Source organism: Microcoleus sp. N9_B4 (genome assembly GCF_036701635.1).
Taxonomy (GTDB): Bacteria; Cyanobacteriota; Cyanobacteriia; order Cyanobacteriales; family Microcoleaceae; genus Microcoleus.
In genome coordinates, this window is record NZ_JAUBRC010000008.1 from 47,554 (window position 1) to 66,379 (window position 18,826).

The window sequence follows — 18,826 nt, forward strand, 5'->3', positions numbered from 1 at the left end:
TGACAGTTGACAGTTGACAGTTGTTATTGGGTATCAATAATTTTCCAGGCTCTCCCTCCAATTAGCAATTAGCAATTAGCAATTACCAATTAACAATTAACAATTAACAATTCCCCATTCCCCATTCCTCATGTTGCTATACCTCCGAATAGAAAACTTTGCCTTAATTGACTGCCTAGATCTAGAATTTGGCCCGAGTTTGAACGTATTTACAGGGGAAACCGGCGCTGGTAAATCGATTATCCTAGATGCGATCGATGCAGTGTTGGGCGGGAAAGTCGATCGCCGATCGATTCGCACCGGAGCAGCGCGGGCAATATTGGAAGCTACCTTTGAATTGGACAAAGCCGCAGCTTTGTGGCTGGGCGAGCAAGAAATCGAACCCATAGACGGAAATTTAGCCGTTTGCAGCCGGGAAATTAACGCATCAAGCGGTGCTCTACGCACCAGATCTCGCTTGAACGGAATTCTCGTCAACCGCCAGTTAATGGATCAACTGCGCGATCGGCTTGTCGAAATTACGGCCCAAGGCCAAACCGTCCACCTCGGACAAGAAACCCTCCAGCGAGAATGGCTCGATTTATACGGCGGCAAAAAGCTCACTGAAGCGCGATCGATCATTACCTCCGCGTGGCTGGGAGCCAACAGCGCCAAAACAGCCCTCAAACGCAGGCGTCAGTCGGAACAGCAGCGACTGCAAAGACTTGATTTGTTAGAATACCAAGTCCGAGAACTCGGCGAAGCCCACATCGAAGACGCCGACGAACTCGAACAGCTAGAACACGAATCAATCCGGCTGGGCCACGTCGTCGAATTGCAGCAGCAGAGTTACCAAGTCCACCAAGCCCTGTACCAAAACGAGGGCGACAGCGCATCAGCCGCCGACTTGTTGAGCAAAGCCGAAGTAATTTTAAGCGACATGGCCGTTTACGATGTGCAGTTGCAACCAATCCTAGAAATGGTCAGCGATGCTTTAGCTCAAGCCACAGAAGCAAGCAGGCAAATTAGCAGCTACGGCGAACAATTAGAAGCAGATCCCGAAAGACTCGAAGAAGTAGAAGATCGGATTCGGGAGCTCAAACAAATTTGCCGCAAATACGGGCCGCTCAAAGAAGCGATCGCCTACTACCAAAGCATTCAAAACGAACTAAATGAACTTTTAGAAGGAGGCGAGTCAATGGAAGCCTTAGAACTCGCATATCAGACCGCTTTAGAGCAATTAAAAGACGCTTGCAGCCACCTCACCACCCTGCGACGCGAAGCAGCCCTCAAACTAGAAACGCACCTCGTAGGAGAACTTAAGCCGTTAGCAATGGAAAAAGTGCAATTTCAAGTCGAAATCTCGCCTTGTACCCCAACCGCTACCGGTGCCGACCAAATCGCCTTTTGTTTCAGCCCCAATCCGGGCGAACCTCTGCAACCCCTGGGCGCGATCGCCTCCGGGGGAGAAATGAGCCGCTTTCTACTCGCCATCAAAGCCTGTTTTTCCCAAATAGAAAGTGCCGGTACGTTGATTTTTGACGAAATCGACGCCGGAGTCTCCGGGAGAGTCGCCGGGGCAATCGCCAAAAAACTCTACCAACTTTCCGACAAACACCAAGTTCTCTGCGTCACCCACCAGCCGCTGATCGCCGCGATGGCTGATTTTCATTTTCGCGTCAACAAACAGACGATCGAAGCAGAACCAAGTATCGAGGAACCCGCAGCCAACTCCGAACCAGTCGAACGTACAGTAGTCAGAGTTGCCGCTCTCAACAGTGAGCAGCGACGGGAAGAACTGGCCCAACTCGCCAGTGGCCGCTCAGCAACAGAAGCTATCGCCTTCGCCGAATCCCTGCTTGTCGAAGCCGCCGGATTGCGCCAAACTCAGTCGGCCCAACCCTGATCAGACCCTCAAGCCGATCGGGGGGTTAAAAGGCGGAGTTTTTTCAGAGTCGGAGGTTACACTAAAAATATCAACCGCTAATTTTACAAAAAAAAGCTGAAAACCCCGTGAATTTAGTGGGATGAAAGCTAAGAGCAGCAAAATAGAGAGAAATTCTAGTTAAAAACCACAATTGTGTAGAGAAGGGCACACATCACTAGCAACTGGTAGTGTCACAATTGCGGCTAGTCCCACAAGGCTACCCCTTTTTCAGCAGTCCTCCCGCCAGTACGCATTCATGTTCCTGCGGGCGATCGGCTCAAAGATCGGCAGAACTTACTTAAATCAGGCACGCACAATGTCAAAATCAGTTAATAAACCATTTAAACAAGATTCGCGATCTCTAAAAAGATTGCAGCACTCCCACCGCCTCGTTACTCTCCCACCCTCCGTTCAGCAGCAAGCCTAACTGAATTTCCCTTGCCTTGTGGCCGGAGTTCTGTACACTGGGAAATACTTTCACACATACTTGAGTCTTGTGCGACAGGTGACTCACTAATCAACTTCCCCGCTCTCTCCGCTTAGAGACTAACCCTTACACTTAAGCTTCTGTAAAGGTCTATGAAATCTGCATCTTCCACCAATTACTCTTCTCTGGACAACGTGATTGATGTCGCTGTTGTCGGCGGTGAAAATCATCATCAGGAAAATTATTCTCCCCCGGAAATTAGGAGCAGTGCAATTATCCCACGCCAAGGAAACCTCTCTGGCATTCTCGACCTTCTAAATAAGCAAAGTTTCACAGTAGTAGTTAAGGAAGTAGAAGACAAACTTAAGGTTGTCAATCAAACCCTGGGAATGCTCGACAATATCCTGGAGAGCGAGGGATTTGATGCCATCCTCAACGAGATGTTGCAGTCGATTACCCTCAAAACAGGGGAATTGCTGAATGCCGCTCGCAGCACGATATTTTTATTAGACGAAGAAAAGAATGAACTCTGGGCGATCGTCGCTAAAGACGAAAATGGCAAAAGTCTAGAGATCCGAGTTCCGGCCCATGTGGGCATTGCCGGAGAAGTAGCCACGGAAAAAAAAGTGGTGAACATTCCTTATGATTTTTATAACGACCCCCGCTCTGCTAACGCCAAAAAAGTTGAGGAAACTACAGGATATCGCACTTATACAATGCTGGCGATGCCCCTGATCAACGAAGAAACAGGAGAGTTAGTAGCAGTAGTTCAACTGATTAATAAACTCAAACCCAACCACGAACATTATGGTACTTTAGAATCACAGATTGACAAGGCAGGATTTACTCAAGAAGACGAACAAGTTTTTAAAGAATTTGCTCCCTCGATTCGCCTAATTCTAGAATCTTCCAAATCTTTCTACGCAGCAACTCAGAGACAACGAGCAGCAACGGCGCTGATGAATGCCGTCAACGCTCTTTCTCAGAGCAGTTTAGATTTAGAAGATACCCTCAAGCGGGTGATGGATCAGGCCCAAGAACTCATGAACGCCGATCGTAGCACCCTGTGGCTGATCGACGAAGAGAAAGACGAACTGTGGACGAAAATCCCGATGGGCGGCAACCTTAAAGAAATTCGCATACCCAGAACCGCCGGTTTTGCAGGCATCGTCGCCCAATCTAGCGAACCGCTGCTGATTCCCTTTGACGTGTACGACGACCCCCGCGCCGCCACTTCCAAAGAAGTAGATCAAAAGTCGGGCTACCGCACTTGCAGTATGCTTTGTATGCCAGTCTTTAACTCGGACAAAAAATTGATTGGCGTCACCCAATTAGTTAATAAAAAACGACAAGGAGAATTCCCCCCCTACAACCCCCAAGATTGGCCTCACGCCCCCGAACAGTGGAAAGCGAGTTTCAATCGCAATGACATGGAATTTATGAAGGCGTTTAACATCCAAGCAGGAGTCGCGCTGCAAAACGCCAAACTGTTTGCAGAAGTCAAACAGCAAGAACAAAGACAAAAAGATATGCTGCACGCCTTGACTAACGGCGTGATTTCTACAGATAAAAAAGGCAATATAGTAGCGACAAATCCCAGTGCGAAAAAATTACTGGGTGTCAGCGATGCAGAATTAGCCGAAGGTCAATCTTTGCGCGAGTTAATTAAGTTAGAAAAAGGCGATTTTGCCAAATGGTTTGATACGTCTTTGTCTCCCGAAGACGATAACGACCGCCAGCAGTATTACCCAGATCAAGTTTTGCTTTCCTTTGAAGGAGAAGCGCAGAGTATCAATCTCTCGATTAATTCAATGACTGACGCTACCGACCCCAGCAAGGTCAACGGCGCGTTAGTAGTAATGGAAGATATTAGCAGTGCCAAGCAAGTCAAAAACTTGATGTACCGTTACATGACTCCAGAAGTAGCCGAAGCGCTGTTAGCTTCAGGGGATACTGGATTGGGCGGTAAGCGCAAAAACGTTTCGGTGCTGTTCTCAGACATTCGCAGCTATACCACACTTACGGAAAAATTGCAAGCCGAAGAAGTGGTAGTGATGCTGAATAAATATTTTGAAGTGATGGTAGATGTCGTATTCGAGTACGGTGGGACTCTCGACAAATACATCGGCGACGCTCTGATGGCAGTTTTTGGCTCTCCAGCGCCCCTAGAGGATCATGCTTGGTGCGCCATGCAAACGGCGGTGAAAATGCGGGAAAAACTGGCTGAGTTTAATCGAGAGCGTATGGCACATGGGGAATTGCCGATCGGCATTGGTATGGGCGTGCATTCCGATGAAGTTGTCAGCGGCAACATCGGTAGTAGCAAACGCATGGAATTGACTTCGATCGGAGACGGTGTAAACCTTGCCTCTCGCTTAGAAGGCGCTAGCAAGCAGTACGGAACCGATTTGATCATCAGCGACAATACTTACAGAGATTATGCCGATCGGCTGTACGTGCGAGAACTCGACTTTATTACTGTCAAAGGCAAAAGCGAACCCGTAATCGTTTACGAACTCGTCGGCATCCGCGAGGGATACTCGCCAGTGGGCAAGTCACTAACCGAAACACAGCAACAAATTATAGAACATTACACCAAGGGACGCGAACATTACAAAACTCCAGTTAGCCAAAGACTCTCAGAAAGTGAGGTGAAAAACATCTTAAAGGATGTCGCCGAAATGCCGGAGGCAGAGATTAAGAAACTGTCCTACAATCTAGAGCAACAGTTGGAACACGAACTAAGGAAGCTGTTATATCAACTGAAAAAGCTGTCAGAGTATGACCCGAAAAACCTGTCCGAAGCAGACAAACTCATCGTACTGTTGCAGCCAGAAATCCAACTGCTGAAATTGGAAGGCATCAAAAACCTCTCGGAAGACGAAGCGAAAATGCTGCTGCAAGCAAAAATCAAGCCCCTATCAGCAGACGATATTAAATACTTGCAAGAAGGCGAAGTCAAAAAGCTATTGGAAGCAGACATCTTAGAACCATCAAATCCCCAAATCAAGCGGCTGAAACCGGCAGAGATCAGGCAGCTATTGCAGGCGAAAATTAAAAGTCGGGCCTGCGAGACAGTTGCAGAAATGTTAGATGAGGAATTTGAAAACCTGGGACTCGATCGGGTGAAAAAACTGCTGAGCGAGTTTAAGAAAGCCTTAGAACCCAAAGCCAAGCAAGCCTTTAAAGACGCTGAACGCGAATTTAACGCCGTTCTGGAAGTTGACCCGAAAAACAAGGCAGCTAAATTGCACGTCGATCGCTGTATGTTATTTCAACATCGGTTTTCAGACGTACTCAACTGGGATGGTGTGTGGAATCTCACAGAAAAATAGCAGTGGCCCACAGCAAATGCTGGCGGTGGCGTCAGGGTTCGGGGCGGGGGCGATCGCGATCGGGGGTGCGGCTCCCATCCCACCACCAATTAACCTTAATATCCTATTGAGATAATTGTAAATAAGCTCCAACAGGTATTATGGTTATATAACCGGATTTGAATTGGCAAGCGAGATGCCGGGGGTTTCGCCCTACGTGTTTCGTTCGCACTACCTACCGCAACAAACTTAGCACTTCTATTATTTGAAGCGCTTAAAAATAGTTATGACTGGCGGCAGCGTTACCCGGTTTCTGAGAAAAATCTTGGAGAAAGGCGACGAAACAGCCGCTTAAAAACCGGGTTTTTCACCCCGCCCGCGTAAGTTTTAATAGCGTTAGCGGCTCCTAAAAAGAGCTTCCTTCGCAGATAGTCAATGTTCTAGTCTTAGATATAGAAAACCACTAGCGTCAGTTATGAATAATTGGAATTCGCAATCGGGAGATGTTGAGTGGGTAGATCAGGTTTACCAACTATTGCTGGAGATTGCTCGGAGCTCCCTGTCAGATATCCCCAGAATCCCGGAAAATATCACTGTTAAGGCCATCCCTCTGATCCAGAAGGTACAAAGCATTCAACAAAGACCTGACGGGCAAGTGTTCAAATCAGGTTCCTTTTCAGTAAACGATCGCGAATGGGTCGATCGAGTCTGCCAACTATTGGTAGAACTAACCAGCGCGTCTTTGTCCGCACAGCCCAAAATGCCGGAAAACCTTGCAGGCAGATCTTTAGCCCTCGCGGATCGAGCACAAAAAATTAAAGAAGATATCGAAGAAAATGCAGCCCAAACCCCAGCAGATGAAGATGACAATTCTTTACAGTCTCCAGACGCGCTGCTTTCCCTCTTGCACCACAGTTTGAAAACTCAGCGCGCCAAAAGCTACAACCCCGATGCCCCCGAATGGCAGCAAGTCTTGAGCCTGCTCGACGTAGTGCAGTCAATTTACAAGCAAATCCCAAATTAAATTCAACCTTCACTCAGGGGCGTCTTTATTGTGCGAGAACGCTGGCTATTAAAGACGGTTGCTCTTTGACAGAAATTTTTTTGCTGTAGCCCGAACATTTCCGATTATTGCACTTTTGTCAACTAGACTAGGTGTAATCGGTTCTAGGGCAAGAGAACATGAGCGGACAAAACATCGGCGATTTGTCAAAAGAAATATTAGCCGATCGCTATCAGTGCGATCGGCGGCTCGGCAAGCAAGCAGGAAGGCAAACTTTACTCGCCCGCGACTTAAAAACCCAACAGCAAGTAGTCGTCAAACTCCTGTCATTCAGTAGCGACTTTAACTGGGAAGACTTAAAACTGTTCGAGCGAGAAGTCGAAACCTTAAAATCCCTATCCCATGTCGCAATTCCCCGATATCTCGACTCCTTTGAAATCGACACCCCCAACCGCAAAGGATTCGCCCTAGTTCAGACTTACATCGAAGCCAAATCCCTACAAGAATATCTCTCAGATGGGCGCACCTTCAGCGAAAGGGAAGTCAAACAATTAGCAACAGCATTATTAGACATCCTCGCCTACCTGCACCAGCGACAGCCCCCGGTCATTCACCGCGACATTAAACCCAGCAATATTTTACTCAAAAATCGATCGGGTAACAGCGTCGGCGAAGTCTACCTAGTCGATTTCGGTGCAGTTCAAACTCTAGCCACGCAACAGGGAAAAACAGTCACAGTTGTCGGAACTTATGGCTATATGCCACCAGAACAATTTGGCGGGAGGGCCGTTCCCGCTTCCGACTTGTACGGCTTGGGAGCAACATTAATCGCCTTAATTACCAAGCAGCATCCAGCCGACTTGCCGCAGAAAGATTTGCAGATCGAGTTCGAGCAATTCACCCAACTAAGTCCCGCTTTTACCGATTGGTTGAAGTGGATGACGCATCCGAGTTTAGATCGCCGTCCCACCTCAGTTCAGATTGCAAAAGAAGTTCTAGAAAAACCACAGGAAATTCATAAATATTCCCTGCCATTGAAACCGGGAAAAACGGTAGATACCTTTAGCTTGTTCGAGAATGCGATTTGGTACAGCACTGCGATAGGATCTCTAGCTGTAGGAATTAGTGGAACCCTTTACACCACCTTCCTTGGGCCAGGGTGGGGAATGATCACAGGATTTCAGGGCGTTTGTCTCGGCTTGAGTCTGGGGTTGGCGAACGGAATAATCGTAGGAATTGTGACGCGCTTGTGGTTCGTTCCCCTAACTAATCCCAAACTTTACCGACAGGTTTTAACTACAATGAGTATTGTACTCTGCACCTGGATAAGCATGATCTTCTTTCACATGGTGCGTCCTTGGGCGCTGAATGTTGGGGGTGTTTGGCATCTTGCTTTCATTATTGTCGTGCTTGCACCGTCGCTAATGGCAGGACTTTCAATGGGGGCAAGTACCAACTCTTTTACCCGGTGGTATCTATCAAAAAGCCAGCAGACTGTAATCTCCAATAGAGAATAAGATCGCGATACCCAGATATCCGATTTCTCTAAGAAGTCGGGGATTTAAAAAAAAGCTTTTAATGTCAAGTTAAAATCAAGACCAAACAACATGATTGGTAAAATATTAGCGGAACGCTACGAAGTGCTGCAGCAATTGGGAAAACAAACTGGTCGCCAAACGCTGCTAGCTCGTGACTTGAAAAATCAAGAATTAGTTGTCATCAAACAGCTATTCCTCGGTGGCGATTTTGAATGGCAAGACCTCAAGCTATTTGAACGGGAAGCGGAAACTTTAAAAAAGCTTTCTCACCCAGCAATTCCTCGCTACCTCGATTACCTGGAAATTAACGAACCAGAGAGTAAAGGATTTGCCTTGGTACAAACTTATGTCAAAGGAAAAACTTTGGAAGATCATTTACGATCGGGGCGTAGTTTTAGCGAGAGCGAGGTTAAAGAATTAGCTAAATTGCTATTAAAAATTTTGATTTATTTGCAGCACACGAAAGTGCCACCTGTGATTCACCGCGATATTAAACCCAGCAATATTTTACTGCACAGCAGATCCGGCCACAGTGTCGGACAAGTTTATTTAGTTGATTTCGGTTCCGTGCAGAACCAAGCAGCAAAATTGGGCGGCACAATTACAGTAGTCGGAACTTACGGATATATGGCACCGGAACAATTTGGCGGGCGATCCGTTCTGGCTTCGGATTTGTACGGTTTAGGTGCAACTTTAATTTATTTGGTAACGGGTTTGCATCCCACTGAACTGTCGCAGCAGGATTTGAAAATTAAATTTGCCGATCGGGCGACGCATCTCAATCCTAATTTAATTGATTGGCTGGAGTGGATGACAGAACCGAGTTTGGACAAACGGTTATCTTCGGCTCGGGAAGCATGGATATCGCTCAAAAATCCCCGCACGCTCGACAAAATACCTATGGCAGTGCAGCGGCAAGGTAGCGATATTAAACTGACAAAAAATTCGGAGTTTATAGAAATTAAAATTCCGCCACAGGGAGTCGGTTTGGGTGTAATTGCAATGCTTGCAGGTGCTATCACTGCAAATGCCAAGTTATTTATCAGTTCATATATCGCTTATAAGGGAGATATAGATACGCAACTTCTTCTCCTACTAGCCTCTTTTTTAACTGCGATCGGAGGATTAAAGTTAATTAAGGCAATAATTCAGGAATTGCATTTCAAGATTGATCGGCAGCAAATCTCCTGTATGAACCATCTGCTGGACTTGACATGGAATTATTCTCAGCCAGCTAGGAGACATGATATTTGCAAGTTAGAAATTGAACAAATTGAATCTACTATTCCGTTCACGCGACAGAAATTGAGTAGAGTTTCTTTGATAGTTCAAGCCGGAGACCAAAAATATCGACTAGGAGAGAAGCAGAAATTAAATGAAGCAGAAATCGAGTGGCTGGCAACAGAATTAAGCCAGTGGTTGGGATTGAAAATTAAAAGGACTTTGACATACCGTGAATTTATTAGATGGTATGTCTGAAAATATCTCCAGATCGCCCTCTGAAACCATAGCCCCCTCAAACTGTGGGATGGGCGTCCCCCCCCTCCGGTGTATTTTCCCAGCAGGCGGGACACCCCACAAGCATCATCCTCAAATTGTGCAACCCCGATCGCACTCCCCCGCTTTCTCTCAATCTCATGCAGCCGTCGGCCCCGATCGCCCGTAAAATGCTATCAAAGGGATTTGGCAAGTAGCACTCATCCCAATCATCTGTTAACTTGGAGATATTGTTGTGGACTTATCGCTAATTCCGGCACAGCCGAAACCAGGACTGCTCAACGTCCTCATCGAAATTACCGCCGGTAGCAAAAACAAGTACGAATTTGATAAAGACTTACAAGCCTTTGCTCTCGATCGGGTGCTTTCTTCCTCAGTCCAATATCCGTGCGACTACGGCTTCATACCCAATACCTTAGCCGATGATGGCGACCCCCTCGACGGCATGGTGATGATGGATGAGCCCACATTTCCAGGGTGCATAATCGCAGCCCGTCCGATCGGAATGCTGGAAATGATCGACGGAGGCGACAGGGACGAAAAACTTTTGTGCGTTCCCGACAAAGACCCCCGCTATGCTCACTATAAGTCCCTCAAAGACGTAGCACCCCACCGCTTGGACGAAATAGCCGAATTTTTTAGAACCTACAAAAATTTGGAGAAAAAAGTCACGGAAATTCTGGGTTGGCAAGATGTCGATCAAGTCATGCCCTTAGTGGAAAAGTGCATCGCAGCCGATCGCAAATAAGCCCCTAGCCCGCACTCCTCGACTGCAACCCGACTAAAAACTCAGGAGGCCGAACTTAAGGCGACCGCTGCACGTCTAAGGATGCAGTCGAGGAACGGGTGGCTACAATGTCAAATCAGTCGTGAATGCCGAGTCACCGGAACAGCATTCCTCAAAACCCTGCCGACCCCAATCTTGAAAAAAATACTACTCCTAGAGTAAGATGAAGCGCAAATTATACCACTGGGGAATGTGTTCTACGTGTGAGGAAATTTTACCCGAACACTCTGGTTCGGCGCTATCTTAATCTCAGAACACAGAACAAGCCGGGCAGCCCACAGGGTACAAAAAATAATCTCTCAAGCGTGACATCTCCTACAAGTATTAGGCACTCGAATGGTTTCCCGATCAAGCGCTTGATTATAGTACAGATTGCTAACAAGTAAAAACTAAAAACTAAGATTTCAACTCCCAAATTCCTGCCCTCAAAGCTAAAAAAAATGCCAGATTCCGCACCCTCTGTACCCAATCCACAGCCTTCCGATCACAAAGCCACTATGGAAAATAGTCCTTTGACCGAGTTTGTCATTCAGTTTTGGGGTGTGCGGGGCAGCATCGCCACCCCCGGCACCAAAACACTGCGCTACGGAGGCAACACCTCATGTGTAGAAATGCGCTTGGGCAAAAAACGCCTGATATTTGACGGCGGTACGGGTCTGCGAGTTCTCGGCCTCAACCTGCTGCGGCAAATGCCGGTTGAAGCCCATATGTTTTTTAGTCATACTCACTGGGATCACATTCAAGGGTTTCCGTTTTTTACTCCTGCCTTTATCCCAGGGAACTGCTTTCACATTTACGGTGCGATCGCCCCCAACGGCACTACAATAAAACACCGTCTTGCCGACCAAATGCTGCACCCCAATTTTCCCGTCCCCATCCAAGTCATGCAGTCAGACCTCAAATTTAACGATTTAACGCCTGGGGATATTCTCGAACTCGACGATGTGAAAATCGAAACGGCACTGCTGAACCATCCCAACACCGCGATCGGATATCGAGTCACCTGGGAGGGACACACAGCCGTCTACTGCACCGATACAGAACATTTTCCCGATCGCCTGGACGACAACGTGATACACCTAGCTCGCAACGCCGACGTGCTGATTTACGACGCCAACTACACCAACGAAGAGTATTACAACTTCAAAACCCCGAAAGTTGGCTGGGGACACTCGACTTGGCAAGCAGGAGTAGAAATAGCGAAAGCTGCTGGAGTCAAAAAAATCGTGATGTTTCACCATGATCCGGGTCACGACGACAATTTTCTCGATCGTACAGAAGCAGAAGTGCAGGCAGCGTTCGCCAATAGCTGCTTAGCCCGCGAAGGCATGAGCATACCAGTGATTTAACCAAAAATAAATTCAGAATTATGAAACAGGAAAAACCCCGCAAACGTCGCAGAGTAGGCTTGCGGGGGCTTTACTCAACGTTGCTAGTATTGATAATTATCTGCTGTACCTGCGGCGGATGGGTTGCAGCTCAGACTGCCTACTCTCGCACTCCCGCGCGACTTGCTCAGGTGTCTTCGATCGAGGATACTGGAACTGTCGATCGTATCCCCGAACGCTACCAACTCGGACAGCAACTGTACCTAGAAAACTGCGCCACCTGTCACATCGCTTTACCGCCGCAAGTATTACCTACAGAAACTTGGCGCAGATTGCTGCAAGATTCCCAACACTACGGACAAAGCATCAAACTGCTAGTAGACCCGCCCCGCCTGCTAGTCTGGAACTACCTGCAAACTTTTTCCCGTCCCCAAGCCAAAGACGAAGAAATCGCCTACCGAGTCGCCAGTTCTCGCTATTTCAAAGCACTGCACCCCAAAGTCAAAATGTCACAACCCGCAAATATCAGCAGTTGCGTTACTTGTCACCCCGGTGCATCTCAATACAATTTCCGCAAGCTTACCGCCGAGTGGGAAAACTCTCCGTAGCGAAGATTAAGTTCGTAATTATATCCGAGTGCGATCGAGACGATCGCACTAACCAGAAAACGGCGATCGCATTCTGAACTAGAGACTTATCCAAAGTGTGGGTGCGATCTTGACAATTCATGCTTACTGGGCATCGCACCTTACAAATAACCTCTCGCTTTACCATCCTCAATAACTCTGACGGCTAAGGGTGAAGTTCTGCGACTGCCGATAACGCCTGTTGCCAAACCGACCAAACTCGCTAGTCAGTTCCAACTGAGATGTTGCACCATTGTCAATAAGCCTTTGATGAACGGGCTCTGGGGCCGGTTCCACAAGAGGAAAATCTACTCTTTGTGGAACAGGCATCTTGCCTTTTCTTGAGAATGGTGCAAGATGTGAGTTCCAACCGAGTGGTTAGCGGCAGCTTGATCGGCATAGAAGTAAAAAATCTGTGCTTTTAACTACTTTTTGACCAATTGTTATGATATCTTAACTTCAGCGGAGGCTAGTTCAGACAATTTAAGAAGCCTGGTTATCAAGTAACCTGATTTATGATTGACCGTAAAAAAATTCAACTGAAATGGGAAAGTTATTGGTTTAAAACCTTTGGGAGATGGCGATCGTGTCCATTGAGCTGCCCCGTAGACAGACCTCATCCTCGGCATATTTTTTGGAGTTTGATTGGCAGTTTTTTGGCAATTACTGCAACGTCCTATCTTGCTCTAAAAACTAATTCTCCTTTACTAATGGCTCCGTTTGGCGCTACAAGCGTTCTGATCTTTGGTGTCCCTGACAGCCCTTTGGCTCAACCCCGGAATGTCATTGGGGGCAATTTCTTCGCTGCTCTCACCAGTTTAATGATTCTGCATTTTCTCGGTTCTTCTCCCTGGGCGATGGGAATGGCTGTTTCTAGTGCGATCGGAATTATGCAGATTACCAGAACTCTACATCCGCCTTCGGGAGCAGTTGCCTTAGTCGTCATGATGACCCAACCAGACTGGAAATTTTTGCTAACACCTGCTTTTGAGGGCTCAATAATCTTGGTCTTGTGCGCCGTCATCTTTAATAATTTAGCGGCAGAAAGGACGTATCCCAACCACTGGTTATAGCATTGTCTCTAATTTTCTCATCCTTCCCTCGGGATCACTACCCAAAATCTGGATGCTCCCTCGATTCCTTCTTCCTTCTTCCTTCTTTCTTCCATCCGTTACATCCCGATCGCGTGCTTCGTTGCCGAACTTCCTTCTGCTAGATCAATCAAAAAAAACGGACGAATCGGGGGAAGTTCGAGATCCATTGTGAAAGCGTTCCCAAGACTGCTTTAACTGAGCCGGCGCCGGATATTCTTTATCGTAAACCACCAGGACATTCGTCAAATTCCGTCCCGGCGGCAATAAAATCTCCCCTTGATAAGCCAAACCCACCGAAGCGCCCCCGTCCAAATTCATCGCTTCAAAACAGCCGATCGCCTGCATAACTTTAGCTTCTGCTTCCAAAGACAAACTATCAAGAAAAGTCACCAAAAATAACTTATCTCTCGAAGCCGGAAAGCCGATCGCCGTTCTCGAACCCACGCCCAAAACACCAGCATCTTTAAAACCTTCCGACAAAGGAGACAGCCAAACTTTCCCCCCTTTAACCAATCTCGGCCCGCAAGTCAGAGAAAACCAATGTTGACTCCAATCCGGCTTACCTTCGATTCTCGCCGTCACCATTTCCAATTGATTTCCCGCTTTAATCCCCAAAGTCGTGCCGTAATTTTCCCATCGGCTATATTTCAGAAACTTACCCGCCGCCACCATATTTCCCAGCACAGATTTCTGCTCATCTTTACCAAAAAAAGTCCCGTTAGCAACAACAGCAGCCCGGTAACGCGACACCATATTTTCAAAAGGTTCGTCGCCCCGCGTTACTTTAGAAGTATTGGCAAAATCTGCATTGTTAGCTAACCCAATTGTGATATAAATGTCGGGATCTGCGAGGTCAATAGTTGTGAGATAAAAACTTGCGCCAGCTACATTTTGGCTGCTGACTTGTACAGGTTTTGCTTGCTTAGCAGAACGTTTGATAATTTGAGGTTGAGACGGCTGCACAGCCGGAGAATTTTCGGGCGATTTTACAATAGGATTACTCGGCAGAGGTTGATTAGTTTTTGTCGATTTTACAACGGGATTGCTAGGGAGAGGTTGAGGAGTTTGATTTGATTGTATACTGGATAAAAAAGCGAGTGACTTTTGCCACAATTGACCCGCCAGAGTCAAAAAACTATCTCGGTTTTGGGCGATCGCAAAATAGTCAGCCACAACCCGCGCCAAAGCTATACCCGTTAAAAATAAAAAAGTGCGCCGCAGCATCGGGCGACAACCTTCAGACTGTTTGCGTTTAGACATCAAAAATCTCAGCTAGGATAGCGAACAGTTTCCTATGGCTGTGACTACAATGGGCGATCGCCCGAATTCTGAAACTACCAGTAGCAAGGTGCTCCATCGCGCACCTCACCACTAATTCACAACTCAAAACTATTTGCCTAGCCGGTATTCCGCATCCCCGCAGCAATTCCATTAATCGTCAGCAGAGCTCCCCGCAACAATTCACCCTTGCTGTAACGCGAGTGAATCACCCCCGGAACCCCGCCACTACCGTGCTGCCGCAAGCGTTTCAGCAGCGAAACCTGCAACAAGCCCAAAGGCACAATCGTCGCATTTCGCAACTGCACAGATCGCTGCAGCGATGGATCTTCGTCCAACAAACGTTGGTGTCCGGTAATCGTTAAAACCAAATCGCGAATCAAGTGAAATTCCGCAGCAATTTGATCAAATAAGGCCTTAAAACGCTCCTTATCAGCAGGCAAAGCTAACTCCTGCACGTAGTGTTCTGCAATCTGCAAATCCACCTTAGATAAAGTCATTTCCACCTTAGAAATTACCATTCTAAAAAATGGCCATTTCAAGTAGAAATACTGCAAAAGTTTCATGTGTTCTTCCGGTTCCTCCAGCAAAAACTCTTGCAAAGCTGTGCCGACACCGTACCAAGAAGGCAGTAAAAAGCGGCTTTGAGTCCAGCTAAACACCCACGGAATTGCTCGCAAACCGCTGATGTCTTTTTTGCCACCGCGCCGGGCCGGACGAGAACTAATTTGCAACTGGCTGATTTCTTGAATCGGGGTAACTTGGTGGAAGAAATCGACTAAATCCGGCTGTTCGTAGATTAAATTGCGGTAGTGCGATCGCGATTTCGCCGACAACTCCTCCATAATCTCATTCCAAGGGTCGATGCCATCAAAACCAGTGTGCAGCAAACTAGCTTGAATTACCGCCGCCGCCACAGTTTCCAAATTGTAAAGCGCCAACTCCGGCAAAGAATATTTAGAAGCCAAAACCTCGCCTTGTTCGGTAATCTTAATTCGCCCGCTAATACTCTTTCCAGGCTGAGCCAAAATTGCCTTGTAAGCAGGCCCGCCGCCGCGCCCTACAGAACCGCCTCGGCCGTGAAAAATCCGCAACTCTACATTGTATTTTTCCGCAACCATTTGCAAAGCCTTTTGAGCTTTGTGGATTTCCCAATTGCTGCTGAGGAAACCCGAATCTTTATTGCTGTCGGAATAGCCCAGCATCACCTCTTGCAATTTGAGAATTTCGATTGGGCATTTGAGATTTTCTGCGTTTTTTACCGCTAGTTCCTGCGCGTATCCTCCTGCTAGCAAAGCTCGATAAAGTGGCAAATCAAATATTTGCTGCATAACTTCCGGTGCTTTTTTCAAATCTTCCACCGTTTCAAACAGGGGAACTACTTGAATGTTACTAATTCCTGTTGCAGGATCGTAAATTCCCGCTTCTTTTGCTAACAGCAAAACCGCCAGTAAATCGCTGACATCGTGGCTCATGCTGATGACGTAAGTTTCGCAAATTTCCGGGCCAAACTCCTGCTGCATTTGCCGCAATATTCGGAAGGTATTGATCGTCTCGCAAGTTTTGGGAGAAAAGGGCAATTCTGCTGGAATTAAAGGGCGACGAGTTTGCAGTTCAGTGGCCAGCCAAATAATTCGATCGCATTCCGACATTTGATTGTAAGGCTTGGGCAAAATTTGCAAGTATTCAGCAATTTCGCTCAAAGCGTCGGAGTGTACTGTTGACTCTTGGCGGATATCTAGGTAAGCCAAATTAAATCCGTAAATTTCTACTTGGCAGAGCAGATTTTCCAAGTCTCGACAGCTCAAACCTGTTTCCACTAAATTGTGCTCGATGAGCTGCAGCTCGGCTAAAAACTCAGCACCCGATCGATAAAGGCCGGTCATTCCGGGATTTTCTGACAAAGCTTCGCGTTCCCGCTGCAACTCGTCTCCTTTGTAGAGCCGCCAATTACGATCGCGCGTATTTTCCAGCCGCTGCAGCACGTAGGCCAGCTTCAACCGATAAGGTTCTTGGCGGTAGCGGATCGCCCACTGCTCGTAAACCTCCGGGAATTCCGATCTGTCGCGATCGAGAGATTCGAGCAATTCCGGCAGCACGTCGCTCCAGTGCAGCGACAAACTCAAAAGTTCGTTCAGCCGCTTCACGGCGTTGATGTACTTACACAGCACCAAATGGCGCTGATAGCAAGCGGTTTGCCAAGTAACTTTCGGAGTCACAGAAGGATTGCCGTCCCTGTCGGAACCCACCCAAGAACCGAATTTGCAAAAATTGTAACTCGGCGGTTTCAGGTAAGGATAAGAAGCGTGCAGCGCTTGCTTGAGTCGGTGGTAGAGTTCTGGAATTGCATCAAACAACACTTCATCAAAGTAGTGCAGAGTGTACTCCACCTCGTCAAGTACAGTCGGCTTGAACTGGTGCAGTTCGTCAGTGCGCCACCAGAGGCGAATTTCTTCCATCAGTTGCTCTTGGAGAGCCGCTGCTTCCCAGCAAGACACCGGGTAGGGGCTTGGAGAGTCGGCCCCGATCACCTGAAATTTCTCGTCAACTTGGTCTAGCTGTTGGAGAATCTTCGCCATTCGTCGCTGTTTGGTGCGGATCGTGTGGCGGACAATTTCCGTCGGGTGAGCGGTGAATACCAAGCGGATGTCTAACTGATCGATCAAGCGCTGGATTTGCTGGCTGGGCACGTTCAAGCGCAGCAGCATCGGGAACAGTTGGTGAAAAGTTCCGGCGTCTCGGGCGATCGTCTCGCTGCTGTCTGCACCGCGAGGAGCCATTTGGGCTGGGACTGGGCCTTCCCGGTGGCGGGGGCGATCGGGGGCATCCGTTGCTTGTCCGGGCAGCTTAGAAAACATCCGCCCACCAGCGTCGTTGCTGCTAGCGTAAGCTAGCTGTTGGTCTCGCTGTTCGTAGTGCTGTTCGACAATGTTGATCAACTGAAAATACAGTGCAAAAGCCCGAGCGGCGCGGATAGCGGCGTTGAGATCGAGCTTTTCGATTAGCTGTACGACATTTGACTCGCGAAAGTGAGTGGCTTGTCCCTCGGCGGAATTGACCGATCGCATTTGTTGGAGCAAATCCACCAATTCCTGCCCGCACTCCTGTCGCAGCACCGATTCCCACAAGTCCTCTACAACTTTGAGGCGATTTCGCAGAAACAGGTCTGATTTTGAGTAAGCGGGAGAATGGGAAATAGATGTTGCATCAATAGCCTGTTCTGAAGACTGGAGGACTGAACTCATCGGGCTGTTCCTCAATAGCTGCGGGTGTCAAGAAAATTGTATGGTTTAGTTTCGCCTAAAACACTTTTGTTTGCAGTCAAATTTGAGACAACTTATTGCAACGTAGAAAGTAGAAGGCACTTATGTACAAAGTATAAGGAAAGATTAATTTTTACAGCACAGATTGTACCTATTGTCAAGCTTTCATATCACTTGACTTGCGATTTTAGATTTTAGACGATCGGCGTCAGACGTTCGGCGATCGCGAGCGACTCGACGTTCGCGATCGTCGAACAATTTTAGATTTACTCCCAAGATGAATCTGGAAGCTTGAACAAGAGTCGAAAATTTTGATCTCTCCACGACAAAAGTCGGGGGTTGGTATCCGTTTTTGGGCGGGGTCAAAAAAATTAACTTCTAGCGGCAGCATCCTTTCTTGGGCCTTCTAATCCTGTGATTGAGGAAAGTTGAGCACGGGGAGGCGCGAGCCCCGAAATACTTCCTGGCTTTCAACGCCGATCGACGCAACAAACTCACCAGCAGCCTTAGCCACTACCAACCCGCCCAGCATGGGTAAAGCGACCAAGCTCAACAAAATGTCTGAGGGAACTGGCAACTTTGGACTCTCAGGTGTTTGATTTTTGAGCAAGTCTTGGTTTTCCGACGGCATACATTCCTCCTGTGTCAATCCATAATCCTCAGTTTACAAGCCAAATAATCATCTTGACCGCTGCTTTCTGACTAATAACTTCTGATATCAAATCCGGTGACATCCGACGAAAGATATCGTGCCAGCGATCGTCC

At 47.6% G+C, this 18,826-nt stretch carries 14 protein-coding genes; 9 read left to right on the top strand and 5 right to left on the bottom strand.

Features of this window, described 5'->3' with window-relative positions; translation table 11 throughout:
- The first annotated feature begins 130 nt into the window (after positions 1-130).
- The 5 genes from recN (at position 131) to QUA43_RS07500 (ending at position 9,667) form a co-directional block, all read left to right on the top strand.
- Entirely contained in the window at positions 131-1,885 is a 1,755-nt protein-coding gene (gene recN, locus QUA43_RS07480; protein ID WP_333372336.1) for a DNA repair protein RecN, read from the top strand.
- 600 nt (positions 1,886-2,485) lie between these two features.
- Positions 2,486-5,668: a GAF domain-containing protein gene (locus QUA43_RS07485; protein WP_333372338.1), complete on the top strand. Its 3,183-nt coding sequence runs from the start codon at positions 2,486-2,488 to the stop codon at positions 5,666-5,668.
- Positions 5,669-6,122: 454 nt separating this feature from the next.
- Positions 6,123-6,671, top strand: coding sequence for an inorganic pyrophosphatase (locus QUA43_RS07490; protein WP_333372340.1), 549 nt, complete (start codon positions 6,123-6,125; stop codon positions 6,669-6,671).
- A 158-nt stretch (positions 6,672-6,829) separates the two neighbouring features.
- Entirely contained in the window at positions 6,830-8,167 is a 1,338-nt protein-coding gene (locus tag QUA43_RS07495) for a serine/threonine-protein kinase (RefSeq protein ID WP_333372342.1), read from the top strand.
- A gap of 90 nt (positions 8,168-8,257) precedes the next feature.
- Positions 8,258-9,667: a serine/threonine-protein kinase gene (locus tag QUA43_RS07500; RefSeq protein WP_333372344.1), complete on the top strand. Its 1,410-nt coding sequence runs from the start codon at positions 8,258-8,260 to the stop codon at positions 9,665-9,667.
- 37 nt (positions 9,668-9,704) lie between these two features.
- Here QUA43_RS07500 and QUA43_RS07505 read toward each other — a convergent pair whose 3' ends face one another.
- A complete protein-coding gene (locus QUA43_RS07505; RefSeq protein ID WP_333372346.1) occupies positions 9,705-9,878 on the bottom strand; it encodes a hypothetical protein in 174 nt (57 codons plus the stop codon).
- Positions 9,879-9,920: 42 nt separating this feature from the next.
- On the opposite strand from QUA43_RS07505, the gene QUA43_RS07510 reads away from it, so the two are divergent.
- From QUA43_RS07510 to QUA43_RS07520, 3 genes are all read left to right on the top strand, one after another.
- Positions 9,921-10,433: an inorganic diphosphatase gene (locus QUA43_RS07510; protein ID WP_006634582.1), complete on the top strand. Its 513-nt coding sequence runs from the start codon at positions 9,921-9,923 to the stop codon at positions 10,431-10,433.
- Positions 10,434-10,912: 479 nt separating this feature from the next.
- Positions 10,913-11,821, top strand: coding sequence for an MBL fold metallo-hydrolase (locus QUA43_RS07515; RefSeq protein ID WP_333372348.1), 909 nt, complete (start codon positions 10,913-10,915; stop codon positions 11,819-11,821).
- Between the two features lie 20 nt (positions 11,822-11,841).
- Positions 11,842-12,408 carry a diheme cytochrome C gene (locus tag QUA43_RS07520; RefSeq protein ID WP_333372350.1) on the top strand — a complete coding sequence of 189 codons (567 nt, stop codon included), beginning with the start codon at positions 11,842-11,844 and terminating at the stop codon, positions 12,406-12,408.
- On the opposite strand, the gene QUA43_RS07525 is transcribed toward QUA43_RS07520, so the two are convergent.
- The gene (locus QUA43_RS07525) at positions 12,380-12,529 is read right to left on the bottom strand and encodes a hypothetical protein (RefSeq protein WP_333372352.1); all 150 of its coding nucleotides are present in this window, start codon (positions 12,527-12,529) and stop codon (positions 12,380-12,382) included. The genes QUA43_RS07520 and QUA43_RS07525 overlap by 29 nt on opposite strands.
- A gap of 412 nt (positions 12,530-12,941) precedes the next feature.
- On the opposite strand from QUA43_RS07525, the gene QUA43_RS07530 reads away from it, so the two are divergent.
- On the top strand, positions 12,942-13,499 hold the full coding sequence (locus tag QUA43_RS07530) for an HPP family protein (protein WP_333372354.1): 558 nt from the start codon (positions 12,942-12,944) through the stop codon (positions 13,497-13,499).
- Between the two features lie 144 nt (positions 13,500-13,643).
- Here the strand turns inward: QUA43_RS07530 and QUA43_RS07535 are convergent, their stop codons facing one another.
- The 3 genes from QUA43_RS07535 to QUA43_RS07545 form a co-directional block, all read right to left on the bottom strand.
- Positions 13,644-14,780, bottom strand: coding sequence for a phosphodiester glycosidase family protein (locus QUA43_RS07535; RefSeq protein WP_333372356.1), 1,137 nt, complete (start codon positions 14,778-14,780; stop codon positions 13,644-13,646).
- Positions 14,781-14,917: 137 nt separating this feature from the next.
- Positions 14,918-18,043: a phosphoenolpyruvate carboxylase gene (ppc, locus tag QUA43_RS07540; protein WP_333372358.1), complete on the bottom strand. Its 3,126-nt coding sequence runs from the start codon at positions 18,041-18,043 to the stop codon at positions 14,918-14,920.
- A 424-nt stretch (positions 18,044-18,467) separates the two neighbouring features.
- Positions 18,468-18,692 carry a hypothetical protein gene (locus QUA43_RS07545; protein ID WP_333372360.1) on the bottom strand — a complete coding sequence of 75 codons (225 nt, stop codon included), beginning with the start codon at positions 18,690-18,692 and terminating at the stop codon, positions 18,468-18,470.
- Between the last annotated feature and the right edge of the window lie 134 nt (positions 18,693-18,826).